This is a genomic window from Variovorax sp. Soil_C_19, from assembly GCF_057657255.1.
This window is the reverse complement of the sequence record NZ_JBDGIV010000001.1, coordinates 1-17,110: the sequence shown is the minus strand read 5'-3', so window position 1 is coordinate 17,110 and position 17,110 is coordinate 1. Positions and strand designations below refer to the sequence as shown.

15 protein-coding genes are annotated in these 17,110 nt (G+C 68.6%); 1 reads left to right on the top strand and 14 read right to left on the bottom strand.

The annotated features are described in order from the left end of the window. Window positions 1–10 precede the first annotated feature (10 nt). The 14 genes from AC3A6R_RS00075 to AC3A6R_RS00010 all read right to left on the bottom strand — a co-directional run bounded on the left by AC3A6R_RS00075 (window position 11) and on the right by AC3A6R_RS00010 (window position 16,384). Window positions 11–478, bottom strand: coding sequence for an aromatic-ring-hydroxylating dioxygenase subunit beta (locus AC3A6R_RS00075; RefSeq protein ID WP_487863399.1), 468 nt, complete (start codon window positions 476–478; stop codon window positions 11–13). Beyond that, window positions 475–1,803: an aromatic ring-hydroxylating dioxygenase subunit alpha gene (locus AC3A6R_RS00070; RefSeq protein WP_487863398.1), complete on the bottom strand. Its 1,329-nt coding sequence runs from the start codon at window positions 1,801–1,803 to the stop codon at window positions 475–477. Before AC3A6R_RS00070 ends, AC3A6R_RS00075 begins: the two co-directional genes overlap by 4 nt. 31 nt (window positions 1,804–1,834) lie before the next feature. After that, window positions 1,835–2,983 (bottom strand): ABC transporter substrate-binding protein, encoded by a 1,149-nt coding sequence (locus tag AC3A6R_RS00065; RefSeq protein ID WP_487863397.1) that lies wholly within the window; start codon window positions 2,981–2,983, stop codon window positions 1,835–1,837. 14 nt (window positions 2,984–2,997) lie between these two features. Next, entirely contained in the window at window positions 2,998–4,167 is a 1,170-nt protein-coding gene (locus AC3A6R_RS00060) for an ABC transporter substrate-binding protein (protein WP_487859696.1), read from the bottom strand. Between the two features lie 62 nt (window positions 4,168–4,229). Beyond that, window positions 4,230–4,961 carry an SDR family NAD(P)-dependent oxidoreductase gene (locus AC3A6R_RS00055; RefSeq protein WP_487859695.1) on the bottom strand — a complete coding sequence of 244 codons (732 nt, stop codon included), beginning with the start codon at window positions 4,959–4,961 and terminating at the stop codon, window positions 4,230–4,232. Further along, complete coding sequence (locus tag AC3A6R_RS00050) at window positions 4,958–5,770, bottom strand: cyclase family protein (protein WP_487863396.1); 813 nt, start codon at window positions 5,768–5,770, stop codon at window positions 4,958–4,960. The genes AC3A6R_RS00055 and AC3A6R_RS00050 overlap by 4 nt, the downstream gene beginning before the upstream one ends. 16 nt (window positions 5,771–5,786) lie before the next feature. Continuing rightward, on the bottom strand, window positions 5,787–7,040 hold the full coding sequence (locus AC3A6R_RS00045) for an SDR family NAD(P)-dependent oxidoreductase (protein WP_487859693.1): 1,254 nt from the start codon (window positions 7,038–7,040) through the stop codon (window positions 5,787–5,789). Beyond that, the gene (locus AC3A6R_RS00040; RefSeq protein ID WP_487859692.1) at window positions 7,037–8,209 is read right to left on the bottom strand and encodes a thiolase family protein; all 1,173 of its coding nucleotides are present in this window, start codon (window positions 8,207–8,209) and stop codon (window positions 7,037–7,039) included. Before AC3A6R_RS00040 ends, AC3A6R_RS00045 begins: the two co-directional genes overlap by 4 nt. Beyond that, complete coding sequence (locus tag AC3A6R_RS00035) at window positions 8,206–9,840, bottom strand: AMP-binding protein (RefSeq protein ID WP_487863395.1); 1,635 nt, start codon at window positions 9,838–9,840, stop codon at window positions 8,206–8,208. The genes AC3A6R_RS00040 and AC3A6R_RS00035 overlap by 4 nt, the downstream gene beginning before the upstream one ends. 7 nt (window positions 9,841–9,847) lie before the next feature. Further along, window positions 9,848–10,336, bottom strand: a complete 489-nt coding sequence (locus tag AC3A6R_RS00030) for an aromatic-ring-hydroxylating dioxygenase subunit beta (RefSeq protein ID WP_487863394.1) — start codon at window positions 10,334–10,336, stop codon at window positions 9,848–9,850. Further along, window positions 10,336–11,649, bottom strand: a complete 1,314-nt coding sequence (locus tag AC3A6R_RS00025; protein WP_487859689.1) for an aromatic ring-hydroxylating dioxygenase subunit alpha — start codon at window positions 11,647–11,649, stop codon at window positions 10,336–10,338. The genes AC3A6R_RS00030 and AC3A6R_RS00025 overlap by 1 nt, the downstream gene beginning before the upstream one ends. A 20-nt stretch (window positions 11,650–11,669) precedes the next feature. After that, window positions 11,670–12,662, bottom strand: coding sequence for a PDR/VanB family oxidoreductase (locus AC3A6R_RS00020; RefSeq protein WP_487859688.1), 993 nt, complete (start codon window positions 12,660–12,662; stop codon window positions 11,670–11,672). 13 nt (window positions 12,663–12,675) lie between these two features. Beyond that, the gene (locus AC3A6R_RS00015) at window positions 12,676–14,184 is read right to left on the bottom strand and encodes an indolepyruvate oxidoreductase subunit beta family protein (RefSeq protein ID WP_487863393.1); all 1,509 of its coding nucleotides are present in this window, start codon (window positions 14,182–14,184) and stop codon (window positions 12,676–12,678) included. 7 nt (window positions 14,185–14,191) lie between these two features. Then, the gene (locus AC3A6R_RS00010) at window positions 14,192–16,384 is read right to left on the bottom strand and encodes a thiamine pyrophosphate-dependent enzyme (RefSeq protein WP_487859686.1); all 2,193 of its coding nucleotides are present in this window, start codon (window positions 16,382–16,384) and stop codon (window positions 14,192–14,194) included. A 160-nt stretch (window positions 16,385–16,544) separates the two neighbouring features. Between AC3A6R_RS00010 and AC3A6R_RS00005 the strand changes: the two genes are divergently transcribed. After that, on the top strand, window positions 16,545–17,033 hold the full coding sequence (locus AC3A6R_RS00005; RefSeq protein ID WP_487859685.1) for a MarR family winged helix-turn-helix transcriptional regulator: 489 nt from the start codon (window positions 16,545–16,547) through the stop codon (window positions 17,031–17,033). Window positions 17,034–17,110: the final 77 nt, after the last annotated feature.

Sequence of the window (17,110 nt, the reverse complement as noted above, 5' to 3'; positions counted from 1 at the left end):
GGGAGAAAACTCAGATGAACAACTGGATCGCAGGCAATGCACTCGCGCAGTCGAGCAGGTCGACGCGCTTCTCGCGCAGGGCCCAGCCCGAAGGCGTGCGCACCAGGTGATGGCGCGCGGTGCCGCTCAGCAGCACCTGCGCGTCGCCGCGTGCTTCGACGTAGAGGAACGGCGTGCGAAGGCGCACCTCGCCGGGCGACTCGGCCTCGATGCGCGACGGCTGCAGCACGTGCTGGCTGCGGCTCGGCGGATGCTGCGAATGGGCGCGCGGGTTGCCGAGCCGGTCCACGCGCAGCTGCAGCAGCAACCGGTCTTCGTAGGCCAGCGAGTTGTGCGAGAACGGGTCGGCCTGCGCGGCGCCGAGCAGCGGCACCCAGTAGTGGCCGTCGTCGGTGAAGAGCGCCAGCCACTCGACGAAGCGCCGCTCGTCGAGCAGGGCCGCCTCGTGCGCGGCGAAATCGCGCGGGTCGCCGTTCATGCCGGGGCCTCCATGCCTGCCGCCATGGCCTGTGCCCAGGCGCGGAACTGGTTGCGCATGAGCAGCTCGTTGGTGCCATTGGTGGTGAGCGTAGTCTGCGCACGCTCGGCGGGGTCGTAGTTCCGGTGCAGGCTCACCCAGTCGTTGCCGTCGGCGCGCAGGCCGCGCTGGATGCTCTCGAACAGGTGCACGTCGTCGTGCGCCACCACCGACATCGGCGAGAACACGAGCCGGTTGTAGCTCATCGCGCGTTCGAAAAGAAGCTCGGGCGCACCCGCTGCGCGAAAGCTCCAGGCCTCGACGAGCGTGCGGTCCGCGGCCAGCGGTCGGATCACGCGGATGGCCTGCGGCGAGCCCTTGACCGACAGGCTTGGGTACAGCACCGAGTTCTGCGGCGAGCGCTGCAGGATCTCGGTGGCGCGCGCCTCGCCGTGCGCGGCGCGCATCGCGGCCTCGTAGTCGGGCAGCTGCGCGTAGTTGGAATGGATGCTGAAGTTCACGCCGAGCACGCTGTGGCCGTTGGCGAACACTCGGCCGCCCATGTCGTCGAAGAACGCGTAACCCGCACCGAACGGCAGGATCTGCTCCATCGCCATCGGCTTGGGATCGGTGGGCGCATGGCCTTCCCACAGCGCCTCGGCCGCCTGCGTGGCCGACTCGTGGGTCGACATCGGGTGCACCGTGTCGTTGATGTTCTCGAGGTAGATCTTCCAGTTGCAGTGCACGATGTTGCGCAGCACGCCGCCGCCCACCGTGAGCCTGCCTTCGGGCGAGCGGTCGACCATGTTGTCGATCGCGCCGAGCACCTCGCCGAAGTAGTCCTCGAAACCCGGGCCGGTGTCGGCGAGCCGCACGAAGACGAAGTCGCGGTACACCTTCACATGCTTCACCGGCGCCATGCCCTGCCCCGATTCGCAGGCCTTGAGCCGTGTGCCTTCGTAGCCCTGCTTGAGCGGCATGCCCAGCGGCGCGCCGTCGAGCTTGTAAGTCCACGCGTGGTAGGGGCAGCGAAAGAAGCGGCCGGCGTTGCCGCATTCGTCGGTGACCAGCTGCGTGCCCTTGTGGGCGCAGCGGTTGTAGAGCACGCGCAGGCCGCCGTCGGGCTGGCGCACCATCACGAGCGGCCGTCCCGCGATCTCTGCGGCCACGAAGTCGCCGGCCTCCGGCACCTGGCTCGCATGGCCGAGGAAGACCCAGCTGTTCGCGAACAGGTGCGCCTGCTCGAGCGCGAAGATTTCCTCGCTCAGGTACAGGTCGCGGTGCACGCGGTCGTCCTGCACGAGCGCGGCAATGCGCTCGGGGTGGTCGCGGTAGGCGGGTGTCATCGGCGCGGGCCTTGGGTCGTCCGGGGTCGCGTCAGGGCACCAGCTTCCACTGGCCCTTCTGCATCTGCACCACGACCACGCCGCGCTGGTCGGAGCCGTAGCGGTCGTCGGGCTTGAAGGTGTAGATGCCGTGGGTGCCCACGAGCTCCTTGGTCGCGACGATGGCATCGCGCAGCGCCGTGCGGTACTGCGGCGTGCCCGGCTCGCCCTTGGTGCGCGAAGCCGCGTCGGCGAGCAGCAGGTAGGCGTCGTAGGTGTAGGACGAGAAGGCATCGGTCGGCACGGCGCCATGGGCCTTCTGGTAGGCCGCGCGGAAGCTCATCGCCACCTTCTTGATGGGGTTGCTGTCGGGCAGCTGGTCGGCCACCAGCACCGGGCCGCTGGGCACCTGCAGGCCTTCGATGGAGGCACCGCCCACGCGCACGAAGTCGGCGTTGATGAGGCCGTGCGTGCCGTAGATCTTTCCTTTGTAGCCGCGCTCGGCAAGCGCAAGGTACGGCAGCGCCCCGGGCGTGCCGGAGTTGCCTGCGAACACGGCGTCGGGCCGCTTGGCGACGATCTTGAGCACCTGGCCCGCGACCGACGAGTCGCTGCGCGCATAGCGTTCGTTGCCCACCACCTGGATGCCGGCCTTCTCGGCGCTCTTCACGAGCGAGTCGTAGGCCAGGTCGCCGAGCGCATCGGAAAATCCGATGAAGGCCACGGTCTTGACGCCCGACTTCTTCATGCGGTCGACGACGCCCGCGACCATGAGCGGGAACGGCTGCGAGACGGTGACGGTCCATGCGCCTTCGGGGCCTGCGATGGTGACGGGCGTGGGTGAGATCAGCGGCGTGTTGAGCTCGCGCGCCACCGCCGCGATGGCCATGGCGCCGGGCACGCCCGACGTGCCGATGAGCACGTCGACCTTGTCCTCGGTCACGAGCTTGCGCGCGTTGCGCCCGGCGGTGGTCGGATCGGAAGCGTCGTCGAGCACGATGAGCTCGACCTTGCGCCCGGCAATCTGCGGGTGCTCGGCGATGGCCGCGCGAATGCCCTTCTCGTACGGCACGCCGAGCGCGGCGACGGGGCCCGAGAGCGAGCTGATGAAGCCGATCTTGAGGTCGGCGGCGATGGCCTGCGTGGCGGCCAGCGCCACGGCAGTGAGGCCGAGGATGCGGATCAGGTGTTGTTTCTTCATTGTCTTGGCTTCCATCAGGGAACGAGCTTCCACTGCCCCTTCTCGAGCCTCACGACGACGCGCGAGCGCTCATCGGCGCCGTAGCGGTCGGTGGGCTTGAAGTTGTAGACCGCGTGCGTTCCCACGAGCTCCTTGGTGCTCACGATGGCATCACGCAGCGCCAGGCGGAACTGCGGCGTGCCGGGCTCAGCCTTGGTGGCGAGGGCGCGCTCGGCCGCATCGAGGTACAGCAGCCAGGCATCGAAGGTGTAGGCCGAGAAGGCATCGGTCGGCGGCGCGCCGTTGGCCTTCTGGTAGGCCGCGCGAAAGTCGAGCGACACCTTGCGGATCGGGTTGGACTCGGGCAGCTGCTCGGCCACGATCACCGGGCCGGTGGGCGCCAGCAGGCCTTCGACCGCGTTGCCGCCGACGCGCACGAAATCAGGGTTGATGAGTGCGTGCATGCCGTAGATCTGGCCCTTGTAGCCGCGGTCGGCGAGCGCCAGGTACGGCAGCGCGCCGGGCGTGCCCGAAGTGCCGGTAATCACCGCGTCGGGGCGCAGCGCCACGATCTTGAGCACCTGGCCCGTGACCGACGAATCGGCGCGCGCATAGCGCTCGTTCGAGACCACCTTGATGCCCGCCGGGGCTGCGCTCTTCTGCAGCGCGTCGTACACCAGGTCGCCCCAGGCGTCGGAAAAGCCGATGTAGCCGACCGTCTTGACGCCCGACTTCTTCATGCGCTCGATCACCGCGCTCACCATCAACGGCGCGGGCTGCGGCAGCGTGACCATCCACGCGCCCTCCTCGCCCGGCAGGTTGGCATTGGCAATGGAGATGAGCGGCGTCTTCGTCTCGCGCGCCACGCCGGCAATGGCCAGCGCACCGGGCGAGCCGGCGGTGCCGATGATCACGTCGACCTTGTCCTCGTCGATCATCTTGCGCGCATTGCGCGCGGCGGTCGACGGATCGGACGCATCGTCGAGCTGCACCAGCTGGACCTTGCGGCCGCCCACTTCCGACTTGTAGGCCAGGGCCGCCTTCATGCCCTTCTCGTAGGGAATGCCGAGCGACGACACCGGCCCCGACAGCGAGGTGATGAAACCGACCTTGAGATCGGCCGCCCATGCGCCCGCGGCGGTGACGAGGGCGCCGAGGCCCACGGCGATGCCCGCGAGGGCTCGGAATCGGTTCGGAACTGTCATGGCAATGCTCCCGGTGGGATGGTGGTGAATGAACGCTTGGAATGAATGAATGAGCGGCGGGTTCAGAGCGCCAGGCTGCCGACGCTGGTGCCGCCGCAGACGTAGAGCACCTGGCCCGTGACGAAACTGTTGTCGGCGTCGGCAAAGAAACGCACGGCGCGTGCCACGTCGGCCGATTCGCCGAGGCGCTTGACCGGCACCGAGGCCGCGAGCGCGCGCTCCTTCTCGCTGCCGGCCTCGACCACGTCGTAGAACATGTCGGTGCGGATGGGGCCGGGCGCGACCACGTTCACCGTGATGCCGTCGGCCGCCAGCTCGAGCGCCCAGGTGCGCGCCATGCCCAGCATGCCGGCCTTGGTGGCGGAGTAGCTGGTGCGCGTGGCCAGGCCGAGCGCCGCGCGCGAAGAGAGCAGCACGATGCGGCCGAACTTCTGTGCGCGCATCGCGGGCAGCGCGCCCTGCACGAGCTGGATCGCCGCGCCCAGGTGCAGGTCGACCAGCGCATCGAGGTCGTCGAGCTTCACTTCGGACAGCAAAGCCGCGCGGATCACGCCGGCGTTGTGCACCAGGGTGGTCGGCGAGAAACGCGCAACCAGCTCGCGCACCGCCTCGCCGGTGGCCGCGCGGTCGCTCAGATCGACCTCGATGCTGCGGAGATTCGGGTGCGCGATGTCGGCCTTGCGGCGCGCGAGCGACACCACCTCGTAGCCCTGCGCCAGCAGGTCTTCGCAGATCGCGCGCCCGATGCCGGCGCTGCCGCCGGTGACGGCTGCGACCTTGCCCGGTGCCGTCATGCCTGCGCTCCCACCAGCGCGAGCACGCGCAGCGGGCTGCCGCTGCCCTTCTCGATCTTCAGCGGCGGGCAGATCAGCACCGCGCCGGCCGGCGGCAGCAGGTCGAGGTTGGCAAGGCACTGCAGGCCGTAGCGCCCCGCGCCATGCATGTAGTAATGGCACGGGTACGGCGGGCGCAGGTGGTAGCCCTGCCCCGCATCGGTGCCGATGGCTTCCGAGCCGAAGCCCAGCACGTCGCGCTGCTCCACCAGGAAGCGCACCGCCTCCGTACTCGGGCCGGGCGTGTGCTGGCCGGTCTCGTCGAAGTTCTGGTAGGCCGCTGGATCGCTGCGCTTGGACCAGTCGGTGCGCATCAGCACCCAGGCGCCCTTCGGGATGCGGCCGTGCGCGGCTTCGTAGCGCTCGATGTCGGCCACGCTCAGCAGGTAGTCGTCGTTGGCCTGCACGTCGGCCGAGCAGTCGATCACGCAGGCCGGTGCCACGAAGTTCTGCACCGGGATGGTGTCGACCGAGTTGTTCGGCAGGTCGCGCCCCGAGATCCAGTGGATCGGCGCATCGAAGTGCGTGCCGGTGTGCTCGCCGCACGAGAAGTTGTTCCAGTACCAGGCCGGTCCGCGCTCGTCGTACTTCGAGACTTCCTCGATGCGGAACGGCCAGCACTGGCCCATCTCGGGCGGCAGCGCGATCTGCGGAAACTCGGGCGTGAGCATCTGCGTGAGGTCGATCACGCGGATGCGGCCGCTGGCCATGGCGGTCACGAGGCCGCCGAGGACTTCGGCGGCGGACATCAGTTCGGTGGTTGTCGTCATCGTGTGGCTCCTGTTCTCAGCCGCCGGCCGCGAGTTCGCGCTCCAGCACCTTGGGGTTGTCGCGCCAGCGCTCCAGCCACTCCTGGGCCACGTCGCCCGGGTAGACGTCTTCCACGCCGTCGCGCAGCGCCTTCACGATCGCATTGGCGAGCGTGGCGGGCGCGAGCTTGGGCGGCGGCATGTGCTGGTTCCATTCGTCGTCGATCGGCCCGGGAAACACGTTGATCACGCGGATGCCGGCCGGGCGCATCTCGGCGCGCAGGCACTGCGCGAGCGAATGCGCGGCGGCCTTCGAGGCGCTGAAGGTGCCGTGCGGCGGGAAGTTGCTGAGCGCGTAGATCGACAGCAGGTTGACCCAGGCGGTCGCGCCGGTCGCGCCGTCGGCCGAGCGTCCCTTGAGCGCCGGGCCGAACTCCTGCGCGAGGCGCAGCAGGCCGAAGTAGTTGATGTCCATCTCGGCCCTGGCCACGTCGGTGCCGCGGCGCGTGCCGATGCCGAAGGTGCGGTGCAGCTCGGCGTTGTTGATCACGATGTCGACCTTGCCGCCGATGGCACCCGCGACCTCGGTCACCTGGCGTCCATTCGTCAGGTCCAAGGGCACCAGCGTGACCTGCGGCAGGGCCGAGATGTCGTCCAGCCCATCGCCGAGCTTCTTCCACGGCTCGGCATGACCGACCCAGACGATGTCGGCGCCGGCCTTCACCAGTGCGCGCACCAGCGCCTGGCCAACTTCGGTCTTGCCGTCGGTCACCAGCGCCTTGCGGAATTTTGGGTCGCTGGTCATTTCGCGCAGCATCTTGTCGTCGGCCATATGGGGACTCCCTTCGTTCGGAAAAGCAATGAGGACGGCCTGGCCGGCGCGGTCGAGCCGGGCGCCGACACGCACCTTCTGCGGCGCCTCGCCGACTTCGCCGTGCAGGTGGACCATGAGCGTCGGCCCGGCATCGAGGTGCACCAGCCCGAGCCGCCACGGCAGCCGCTCGCGGAAGAACAGGTCGTTGCTGTGGTGCAGCGTGGTGCTGCCGAGCAGTTCGCCCTCGCCGCTCTGTTCGCGCCAGCGCAGAGAAGCCGACAGGCACTTGTGGCAGACCTCGCGCGGCGGGTACTGCACCGTGCCGCAGTCGTCACAGGTCTGCAACTCGAAGCGGCCTTCGGCGGCGGCCGCCGTGAGGCCGAGCGCCACGCGGCCGCGTGCGCCGGGCGGCAGGTTCATCTGCCGGGTGCGCAGCACCGGGTTCTTGCGCGGTGGGCGCATCAGGGGCATGGTCATGCCGATCTCCCCAGGATGACCGCGCCCGTACAGAGGCAGCGGTCGTAGGTCACCATGCCGAAGCCGGCGACGAGGCCCAGTTGCGCGTCGGGCACTGCGCGCGCTCCGGCTTGATCGGTCAGTTGCCGGATCGCCTCGACCATGCCGAGGAAGCCGCCCGCCGCACCCGCCTGCCCGGCCGATAGTTGCCCGCCGCTCGTGTTGTTGGGAAAGCTGCCATCGAAGGTCATGGTGTTGGCCTGCACGAAGGCCGAGCCCTCGCCCTTCTCGCAGAAGCCCAGGTCTTCGAACTGCATCATGACGATCACCGGATAGTCGTCGTAGGTCTGCACGAAGTCGAGCGCGGCGGGCTGCACGCCGGCCTGCGCGTAAAGGTCGTCGCGGTCCATGCGCCAGCCGCCCTGCACCATCACCGGGTCTTCGGCATAGGCGTTGTGGCGTTCGATGGCGCCGCGGATCACCACGTGCGCCAGGCCGAGGTCGCGCGCACGTTCTTCGCTCATCACCAGGAACGCGTCGGCGCCCGCGCAGGGCATCACGCAGTCGAACAGGTGGATCGGGTCGGAGATCGGCCGTGCCGCCATGTACTCGTCGAGCGTCAGCGCCTTCTTGAACATCGCGTTCGGGTTGCCTAGCGCGTTGGTGCGCTGGTCGACGCAGATGCGGCCGAAGTCCTCGCGCTTCACGCCATAGGTGCGCATGTAGTTGGCGGTGATGAAGGCGAAGATCGAGTTCGGCCCGCCCGAGCCGTACGGGTAGCTCGCGTCGCGCGCAAAGTTGCTGAAGCTGCCGAGCGTCTGGCGGAACGAGTCGACGTGGTTGGTGTCGGCACCCACGCAGGCGACGATGTCGGCATCGCCCGCCTGCACGGCGCGTGCGGCGCGGCGCAGGCACATCACGCCCGAGGCGCCGCCCGTGGGCACATGATCGAGCCAGCGCGGCGACATGCCCAGATGCTGCGTGACGCCCACGGCCGTGTCGGGCGCGAGCGAGAAGCTGCTGAGGCAGAGGCCGTCGATTTCTTCCTTGGCAACGCCGCTGGCCTTGACGAGGGCCTCGACGGCCTGGCCGACGAACCAGTGCGCGGTGCGCGTCGAATAGCGAACGTAGGGCACGGTGACGGGCACCGCGACCGCGACGCCTTCGTAGGAAAGCCGGTTGCGCTTCATGCCGGTTGCCTCTTCTTCATCGCCCGGGTGTCGATGCAGTGGCCCTGCCCCGGCAGCGACTGTGCCATCTCGCGCAGTTGCCCGCGCTGGATCTTCTGCGAGGGCGTGAGCGGCAGCGCCTCGACGAATGCGACGTAGCCAGGGGCCTTGTAGTAGGCGAGCTGCGCGAGCGCGTGCTCGACGATGCTGGCCGCAACCTGCGCGCGTTGCGCCGCATCGCCGGCGCCTTCGCGCAGCACGATGCAGGCCAGCACTTCGTCGCCGCGCACCGTATCGGGCGTGGCGGCCACGGCCGAGGCCTTCACGGCCGGATGCTGGTTGAGCACGCTTTCGACCTCGACGGCCGAGATGTTCTCGCCGCTGCGGCGGATCACGTTCTTCTTGCGGTCGACGAAGAAGAAGTTGCCTTCGGCGTCGCGGCGCACCAGGTCGCCGGTGTGAAACCAGCCATCGGCCCAAGCTTCGCTCGTCGCGTCCTCGTCCTTCAGGTAGCCCGAGAAGAAATAGCGCCTCGGGTCGGCGCCGGCCGAGCGCACGAGCAGCTCGCCCGGCGCATCGGTGCCCACCTCGCTGCCGTCATCGCCCACGAGGCGGATCTCGACGAAGTCTTCCTGCCGGCCGAAGCAGCTGGTGCCCACGCGCCGCGGCTCGCGGTTGGCCATGATGCAGGCGGCCGCGCCGGTCTCGGTCATGGCCCAGGCCTCGACCAGCGGAAAGCCGAAGCGTTCCTCGAACGGCGCGTGGTTCTTGCGGTCGACACCGGCGCCGAAACCCCAGCGGATCGCATGCTCGCGGTCGGCCGCCGAGGGCGGCGCCGACAGCAGCATCGCGGGCATCACGCCCAGGTAGTGCGCGATGGTCGCGCCGCTTTCGCGTGCGCTCGCGAGCCAGCTCTTCGGATGGAAGCGGTCGAGCTGCACCAGGCAGCCGCCTGCGACCAGCACCACCATCGTGGAGAAGGCCATCGCGTTCATGTGGTTGAGCGGCAGCGGCGTGATGACGCGCTCCGCATCGCGCCGGATGCTGCACACGCCGTCGAGCGCCGCGTACCACTGGCCCGCGCGCAGGAAGTAGGCGTTGCCGAGGATGCAGCCCTTGGGCCGACCGGTGGTGCCCGAGGTGTAGAGCAGGCCGCATTCGGTGGCCTCGCCGATGGGCTCGCCGGCGCGCGGGGCGGGCGTCTTTGCGCGCGGTACGGCATCGTCCGGGCCCATGGTCTCGCAGGCCATGCCGGCCTGTGCCGCCGCGGCGCGCAAGTCGTTCGCGCGTTCGGGCAGCGTGACCGCCAGGGCGATCTCGCTGTGGCCGATCAGGTAGGTGAGTTCGGCCGAACGCATGTCGGCGTTGATCGGCACCACGCTCACGCCCAATGCATTGAGCGCGAACCAGTGGAAGAGGAATGCGGGCCGGTTCTCCAGCAGCAGGCCGACGCGGTGGCCGTGGCCGTACCCCGCCTGTGCATAGGCCGTGCGCAGGCGCTCGACCTCGGCCGCAGCATCGCCCCAGCGGATGGCGCCGGCCGCGATGCCGTAGGCCGCCGCGGTCACCGATTCGGTGAACAGGAATTCGGCCTCGGGCGTGCGCCGCGCGGTGGCCGTGAAGACCTCGTGGACAGTGCGCTGTTGTTGCATCGCGTCCCTAGATGAAGAGCTGCACGGCCGGCAGCGCCGCGTCGCAGTTGAGGAGGTTCACGCGCTTCTGCGTCATGCGCAGCGCGCCGTCGTGCGCCGTGAGGTGATGAAAGAAGGTGCCGACGTAGAACTGCAGCTCGTCGCCCTGCGCTTCGGTGTAGTGGAATGCGGTGCGGACCACGAAGCGGTTGCCCTCGGCATCGAGGGTTTCGACCACCGGCACCTGCAGCAGGTGGTGGCAGCGGCTCGGCGGCTGCTGCGAGAACGCACGCGGGCTCTTGAGGCGCTCGATGCGCAGCGCGCGCAGCAGCTTGTCCTCATAGAGGTGCGAGGTGTGGTTGAGACCGTCTTCCTGGTCGGGCACGAGCGGCACCCAGTAGAAGGCGTCGTCGGTGAAGAGCGCGTTCCACTCGTCGTAGCGGCGCGTGTCGAGCAGATGCGCTTCGTTCACCACGAAGTCGATCAGGTCCTGGCGGGTGACTTCGGCCGGCGTCATCACATCGTCTCCGTCATGCGCTGCAGCCAGCTGCGGTACTGGTTGCGCATCGGCAGCTCGTTGGTGCCGCCGGTGGTGATCTCGCCGCCCTCGAGTTCGGCCGGGTCGTAGTCGCGGTGCAGGCTCACCCATTCGTTGCCGCTTGCATGCAGGCCGGCCTGCATGCCGCGGTAGGCCTGCAGGTCGTCGTGCCCGACCACCGAGAACGGCGAGTTGATGAGCCGGTTGTACATGGTGGTGCGCTGCAGCAGCTCGGGCGGCGCGCCCTTGAGGCGGAAGGTCCAGCTTTCCACGAGCGTCCTGTCGGCCGAGATCGGCTTGACCACGCGGATCGCCTGGATCGCACCCTTGATCGTGAGGTTCGGGTAGTAAACCGTGTTGTGTCGCGCCATGCCCAGGATCTGCGCGGTCTTCTCTTCGCCGTAGCGCGCCTTCATGGCGTCGTCGTAGGCGGGAATGGCCTTGTACTTGCTGTGGATGCTGAAGTGCACGCCCGTGAAGCTATGGCCGTGGTCGTAGGTGCGAATGCCCATGTCCTCGAAGAACTTGTAGTCGGACATGAAGGGCACGAACTGCTCCACCGCCATGGGCTTGGGCTCGTCCTCGGGCTTGTCGGCCCACATGCGCTTGGCCGTGCCGGCCGACGATTCGTGCGCCACCATCGGATGCATGGTGTCGTTGAGGTTCTCGACGAACATCTTCCAGTTGCACTGGTGCATGAAGCGCAGGCAGCCGCCCGCGATTTCGAGCTCGCCTTCGGGCGAGCGGTCGGCCATGTTGTCGATGGAGCTCAGCGAATCGCCGAAGTATTCTTCGAAGTCCGGCCCCGCATCGTTGATCTTCACGAAGATGAAGCCGCGGTGGCTGCGCACGTGCTTCACGGGCGTGAGGCCCTTGCCCGATTCGCATTCGTGCAGCTGCGTGTTCTCGTATCCGGTCTTGAGCGGAATCGCGAGCGGCGAACCGTCGGTCTTGAAGGTCCAGGCGTGGTACGGGCAACGGAAGAACTTGCCGGTGTTGCCGCACGGGCCGCTCACGAGCCGCGAGCCCTTGTGGGCGCAGCGGTTCATCACCACGCGCACCGTGCCGTCGGAGTGGCGCACCACGATCAGCGGGCGGCCCGCGATCTCGTTGCTGATCCAGTCGCCGGGCTTGGGCAGCTGGCTCTCGTGGCCGACGTAGTTCCAGGTGTTGGCGAAGAAGTGTTCCTGCTCGAGCTCGAACAGTTCCTGGCTGATGTACAGGTCGCGGTGCACGCGGTCGGGCTTGACCAGCGCGCGGATCGCATCGGGGTTGTCGCGGTAGGAGGTCATTGGGGGCGGCTCCTTGTCGTTCACATGTCGAGCACCAGGCGCGCACCCTTGGCGCGCGAGATGCAGATCTGCATGACGTTGCCCTCGGCCTTCTCGCGGGCCGTGAGCACGTAGTCGCGGTGGTCGATCTCGCCTTCGATCACGGGCACCGCGCACACGCCGCATTCGCCGCGCTTGCAATCGAACATCGGGTCGCAGCCGTGGTCGATGAGGCAGTCGAGGATGCTCTGGTCGGCCGGCACGGTGAAGCGCTGGCCCGACTGCGCGAGCTCGACCTCGAACGGCTGGTCGCCTTCCTCGGCGACCGGCTCGGTGAAGAGTTCGAAGTGCACGCGGTCGTGTTCCCAGCCGCGCGCCTGGGTGCGCGCGAGCACGGCATCGAGCATGACCTTGGGGCCGCAGACATAGAGACGGTCGCCGGCAGGCACGCTGTCGAGCAATGCGTCGATGTCGAGTGGCGCGCCGGCCTCGGCGTCGGCATGCACGCGCAGGTCGTCACCGAGCAGCGCCTGCAGTTCGGGCAGGAAGGCCATGAGTTCGCGGCTGCGGCCGGCGTAGTGCAGGCGCACCGGCGCGGCTTCGGCGCGGCGGCGCGCGGCCATGCTGGCGAGCGGTGTCACGCCGATGCCGCCCGCCACGAGCACCGTGCCGCCGGGGCCGGTGTGCAGCGGGAAGTCGTTCTTCGGCGCCTCGACGGCGAGCGTGTCGCCCTCGTTGAGCCGCTCGTGCATGAAGCGCGATCCGCCGCGGCCATCGGCCTCCTTGCGGACGGCGATCACGTAGTCAGTCGGCGCATTCGTGGCATTGCGCGCGGTGTCGAAATTGATGAGCGAGTAGTGGCGCCAGTCGGTCTGGCCCTCGGCGAGCGAGACCTGCACGCGGATGTGTGCGCCGGCCGCGAAGCCGGGCAAAGCGCGGCCGTCGTCGGCGCGCAGGCGCAGCAGGCGGATCAACGGATTGAGCTGGCGCGCTTCGGCAACGCGAAGCTGGAGCGTGGCGGTGGGTGCGGTCATCGTGGTCGTCTCTTCAGGCCATGGCATGCCGCGCCAGCGCGGCCTGCAGCTTGTCGCCGTGTTCGTCGGCCAGCGCCGCCTCGCGCCACTCGCGCAGCGTGGCCGGTGCAAGCGCCGCGCCCGCGCGCTCCACGGCGCGCATCACGGTGTCGTAGTTGCGGATCCCGCGCTCGTGCGTGTCGCTGTAGCCCTTGACGAGGCGTTGGCACTGGGCCAGTTCAACCGCCAACTCGGGGTTGCGCGCGGCGATGCCGGCGATGCGCGCGAGCCATTCCTCGATGCGGCGGTTCTCCTCGGCATAGCGCATCGTGGAACGGCGCCAGCGCTTCATCGCGGCCACGGTGCGCAGCATCAGGTAGCCGTGCAGCGAGCTGGTGCGGATCACGCGGCCATGCTGGGTAAAGCGCTCGACGATCTTCTTCGGCAGCGTTGAACCCATGAGCCAGCGGCCGAGCCCGCCGGGCAGCGTCTCGCAGATTTCCTGCAGCCGCGGATGCATGTATTCGTTGATGGCGAGCACCTGGCCGGGCTGCACGCGCGCCTCGCCGCGCACGCGCTCGAAGCGGGTGGCCCGGGTCTTGAGTGCGGCGACGCGCGCGGTGTCTTCGTACGACATCCAGAGCGCAAGGTGCCGCGCGGTCTCGCGCAGAAGCCGGTACGAGCCGGCGCCGGGCAGCGCCGCCACTTCGGCCATGCGGTCGAGGTAGAGCCCCGCATAGTCCGGATCCTGGTAGTCGATGAGGCGGCGCACGCCTTCGAACAGCAGGTCTTGCGCATCGGGCGGAAAGTTGCGCTGCACGCGCTCGACGAGCGCGCGCACCGCGGGGTGGCGCGGTTGCGGCGCGGGCGTGGCGATGGGCGCCTGCGGCACGGGCTCGCCATCGTCGCCGTCCTGCGCACGCGCGAACGCTGCGCCGAAGGCCTTCAGGCTCGGCTTCACGCCCACGCCGCCGCGCTCGATGGTGGCCTCGAACTGGGCGCGGCTGAACGGCAGCACGCCAGATCCCGCGAGTGCGCCGAAGAGCACGGCGCTGATCACGCTGCCCGCGGCCTCGGCCGCCTGCGCCATGTCGAAGCGGATGAAGCGCTTGGCCGCCCGGCCCGCATGCGCGAGCAGCTGGTCGCTGTCGACGCGGCCATCGCCGAGCGCGCTCTTCTCGGCGATCGAGAACACGCGGTGGGTGGAGGCGATCAGCGTGGTGCGATCGCCCGTGACCAGCCCGCGCTGCACCGCGCGGCCGGCCTCCATGAGTTCGGAGGCCAGCACCACGTCGACGTCGCCGGGCAGCGGCATCAGCGCGAGCACAGGGCGCCCGCCATCGACCTCGGCCTGCGCCACCGGGTACAGCTCGACGTAGTAGATGGTGGCGCCCGTGCGCTGGGCGACGCCCGGCACCGAGGTGGTTTGCGCGTGATAGCCGTTGGCCTCGCCCATGTCGACGATCCAGTCGGCCAGCACGCCGCCGCCCTCGCCGCCCATGGCGAGGATCGCGATCTTGATCGGTTGCGCCTTGTTCGTCATGGCTGCTTCAGAAGGCATAGGTGTCGCGCCGGCGCGCCTCGCCGCGCTGCAGCCAGCCGATCACGGCAGAACGCACGCGATCGCGCAGGCGGTCCCAACGCGTGGGGTTGCTCACGATCTGCGCCTTGTAGAACGAGGGGCACAGCACGGCGGCATGCGAGACCTCGCCGCAGACGCCGCAGCCCACGCAGCTGTCGAGCACGGTGGCCACCGGGTCGGTGCGCAGCGGATCGGGGTTGGGCTTGATCGACAGCGACGGGCAGCCCGACAGGCGGATGCACGAATGGTCGCCGGTGCAGGTGTCGGAATCGACGCCGAACTTCTCGCGCACCATGCGCTGGCCGTCGGCAATGGCCTTGCGCACCAGCGGCTTCTCGCGGCGCTGCTTGTTGAGCATGCACTCCGACTGCGCGATCAGGACCTTGGGGCCCTTCTTCGTGGTGGTGAGCGCTTCTTTCAGCGCGTCGCGCATGCCCGCCACGTCGTAGGTGCGGCGCAGCGTCTTCACCCACTCCACGCCCACGCCGCGCACGGCGCGCTCGATCTCGTGGCCGGTGCTGCGCGTGCGGTTGACGGCGCTCGACGAGAGGATATCCTGCCCGCCCGTGGCCGAGGTGTAGTTGTTGTCGACGATGATCGTGAGGTTGTCGCTCTTGTTGAAGACCGCGTTGGCCACGCCGCTCGTGAGGCCGTTGTGCCAGAAGCCGCCGTCGCCCATCATGGAGATCGCGCGCTTGCCCGCGGGTGCATTCAATGCCGCCGCACCGGCACCGCCCAGGCCGTAACCCATGGTGGTGTTGCCGATGTTGAACGGCGGCAGGATCGAGAACAGGTGGCAGCCGATGTCCGCGCTCACGTGGTGCGCGCCGAGTTCGCGCTCGACCAGCTTCATCGCACTGAAGATCGGCCGCTCGGGGCAGCCGGTGCAGAAGCCCGGCGGACGCGCATGCACGACCTCGCCGAGCGCCATGGACGGCTCGGCCGGTTGGGGCGCCGCATCGACGCCGATGGCCGCCACTTCCTTGAGCGGAATCACCTTGCGCACCGGCGCGGGCACGGGCAGCGGCGCGAGCCGCTCATAGCGCTCGCAGAAGGTGCGTGCACCCTTGAGCAGTTCGGACGCGGTGTACTCGCCGGCCACCGGCAGCATGTCCTTGCCGTGCAGCACGGTGGTCGAGCCGGCCTGGCGCAGGATGGTCGCCAGGTTCTGCTCGACGAAGTTGGGCTGGCCCTCCTCGACGACCATCACCGCGCGCTTGCCTTCGCAGAAGCGGATCACCTCGCTCTCGATGACCGGGTAGGCCACGTTCATCACGTAGAGCGGCACCTCGGTGTTGCCGTAGACGTCGGCCAGGCCGAGCCGCTCGAGCGCGCGCAGCAGCGTGTTGTAGCTGCCGCCCTGCACGATGATGCCGATGTCGTCGGCGTCTTCCGAGAAGAACTCGTTGAGCTTGCGCTCCTCGATGAAGCGCACGGCGGCGGGCCAGCGGTCCTTCACCTTCTCCTGCTCGTGCACGAAGCTCGCGGGCGGCAGCACGATGCGGCCGACGTCGCGCTGCGGGTTCTCGAGCGCGTCTTTCAGCGTGAACTTGGCGCGCTTGTTGTCGCCCGCGATGAAATGCCCATGCACGTGGCAGGCACGGATGCGCAGCTGCAGCATCACGGGCGTGTTGCTCGCCTCGGAGAGATCGAAGCCGGTCTTCACCGCGTCGACGATGCTCGGCAAGTTGGGCCGCGGATCGAGCAGCCAGATCTGCGACTTCATCGCGAAGGCGTGGCTGCGCTCCTGCATGATCGACGAGCCCTCGCCGTAGTCCTCGCCGACGATGATGAGCGCGCCGCCGGTGACGCCGCCCGACGCGAGGTTGGCCAGCGCATCGGACGCCACGTTGGTGCCCACGGTGGCCTTGAAGGTGACGGCACCGCGCAGCGGGTAGTTGACCGAGGCCGCCAGCGTGGCCGCGGCCGTGGCCTCGCTCGCGCTGTTCTCGAAGCGGATGCCCTGCTCCGCGAGGATGTCCTGCGCGTCGGCCAGTACGTCCATCAGGTGCGAGATCGGCGCACCCTGGTAGCCCGCGACGTAGGACACTCCCGATTCGAGCAGGGCCTTGGTGACGGCCAGGATGCCTTCACCGCGAAATACTTCGCCACCGGAAAGCCGCAGCTTCTTGACTTCTTCGACGAATGAACGCTCAGCCATGGGGTGTCCTTGTTCTCTCTCGTGGGACGATGCGCAAACGCTGCCACACCGTGCTTCCTATAATGTTGACAAATAAACGTATCCACAATCATGAATTACCCTAGACATGCAAACCGCGTGCCCGAGGCTCGTTCGACCCCTCTGGTTGTGAGGTGCCTTCATGGCCGAGCCTGCTGCTGAGACGCACCGCTTCGTCGACGACTACCTGCCGGCCCTGCTGGCGCAGGCGAGCCAGCTGATTTCGTCGGAGTTCCACGAGGTGGCGCGCCAGCACGGCTTCTCGGTGTCGGAGTGGCGCGTGATGGCGTCGCTCGCCGGCAGCGAGCCGGTCAGCATCGGCCAACTCGCGCAGGTGACGGTGACCAAGCAGCCGACCGTGACGCGGCTGCTCGACCGCATGGAGGCGCGCGGCCAGGTCGAGAGGCTGCCCCACGAGAGTGATCGCCGCATCACGCTGGTGCGCATCACGCGCAAGGGGCTGCACGCGGTCGAGCACCTGATGGAACTCGCGCGCGAACACGAGCGCCGGGTGCTCGAGCCGTTCGGCTTGCGGCGTGCCGAAGAGCTCAAGCAGACGCTGCGGCAGATGATCGAGCTGCATGTCCATGTGCCGACCGGCGAGGCCGAGGCCGCGGGCGAGGAAAGCTAGCAGGCTGTTGAATTTCTCCCCTGTGTAAACGGGGCCTACAGGGTCATCGTTGTTGATACCGTGTTCATGCTCATCAT

Excerpts from the sequence above, each read along its gene's own strand:
- AC3A6R_RS00075 (WP_487863399.1), bottom strand. The coding sequence starts at position 478 with ATGAACGGCGACCCGCGCGATTTCGCCGCGCACGAGGCGGCCCTGCTC.
- AC3A6R_RS00070 (WP_487863398.1), bottom strand. The coding sequence starts at position 1,803 with ATGACACCCGCCTACCGCGACCACCCCGAGCGCATTGCCGCGCTCGTG.
- AC3A6R_RS00065 (WP_487863397.1), bottom strand. The coding sequence starts at position 2,983 with ATGAAGAAACAACACCTGATCCGCATCCTCGGCCTCACTGCCGTGGCG.
- AC3A6R_RS00060 (WP_487859696.1), bottom strand. The coding sequence starts at position 4,167 with ATGACAGTTCCGAACCGATTCCGAGCCCTCGCGGGCATCGCCGTGGGC.
- AC3A6R_RS00055 (WP_487859695.1), bottom strand. The coding sequence starts at position 4,961 with ATGACGGCACCGGGCAAGGTCGCAGCCGTCACCGGCGGCAGCGCCGGC.
- AC3A6R_RS00050 (WP_487863396.1), bottom strand. The coding sequence starts at position 5,770 with ATGACGACAACCACCGAACTGATGTCCGCCGCCGAAGTCCTCGGCGGC.
- AC3A6R_RS00045 (WP_487859693.1), bottom strand. The coding sequence starts at position 7,040 with ATGACCATGCCCCTGATGCGCCCACCGCGCAAGAACCCGGTGCTGCGC.
- AC3A6R_RS00040 (WP_487859692.1), bottom strand. The coding sequence starts at position 8,209 with ATGAAGCGCAACCGGCTTTCCTACGAAGGCGTCGCGGTCGCGGTGCCC.
- AC3A6R_RS00035 (WP_487863395.1), bottom strand. The coding sequence starts at position 9,840 with ATGCAACAACAGCGCACTGTCCACGAGGTCTTCACGGCCACCGCGCGG.
- AC3A6R_RS00030 (WP_487863394.1), bottom strand. The coding sequence starts at position 10,336 with ATGACGCCGGCCGAAGTCACCCGCCAGGACCTGATCGACTTCGTGGTG.
- AC3A6R_RS00025 (WP_487859689.1), bottom strand. The coding sequence starts at position 11,649 with ATGACCTCCTACCGCGACAACCCCGATGCGATCCGCGCGCTGGTCAAG.
- AC3A6R_RS00020 (WP_487859688.1), bottom strand. The coding sequence starts at position 12,662 with ATGACCGCACCCACCGCCACGCTCCAGCTTCGCGTTGCCGAAGCGCGC.
- AC3A6R_RS00015 (WP_487863393.1), bottom strand. The coding sequence starts at position 14,184 with ATGACGAACAAGGCGCAACCGATCAAGATCGCGATCCTCGCCATGGGC.
- AC3A6R_RS00010 (WP_487859686.1), bottom strand. The coding sequence starts at position 16,384 with ATGGCTGAGCGTTCATTCGTCGAAGAAGTCAAGAAGCTGCGGCTTTCC.
- AC3A6R_RS00005 (WP_487859685.1), top strand. The coding sequence starts at position 16,545 with ATGGCCGAGCCTGCTGCTGAGACGCACCGCTTCGTCGACGACTACCTG.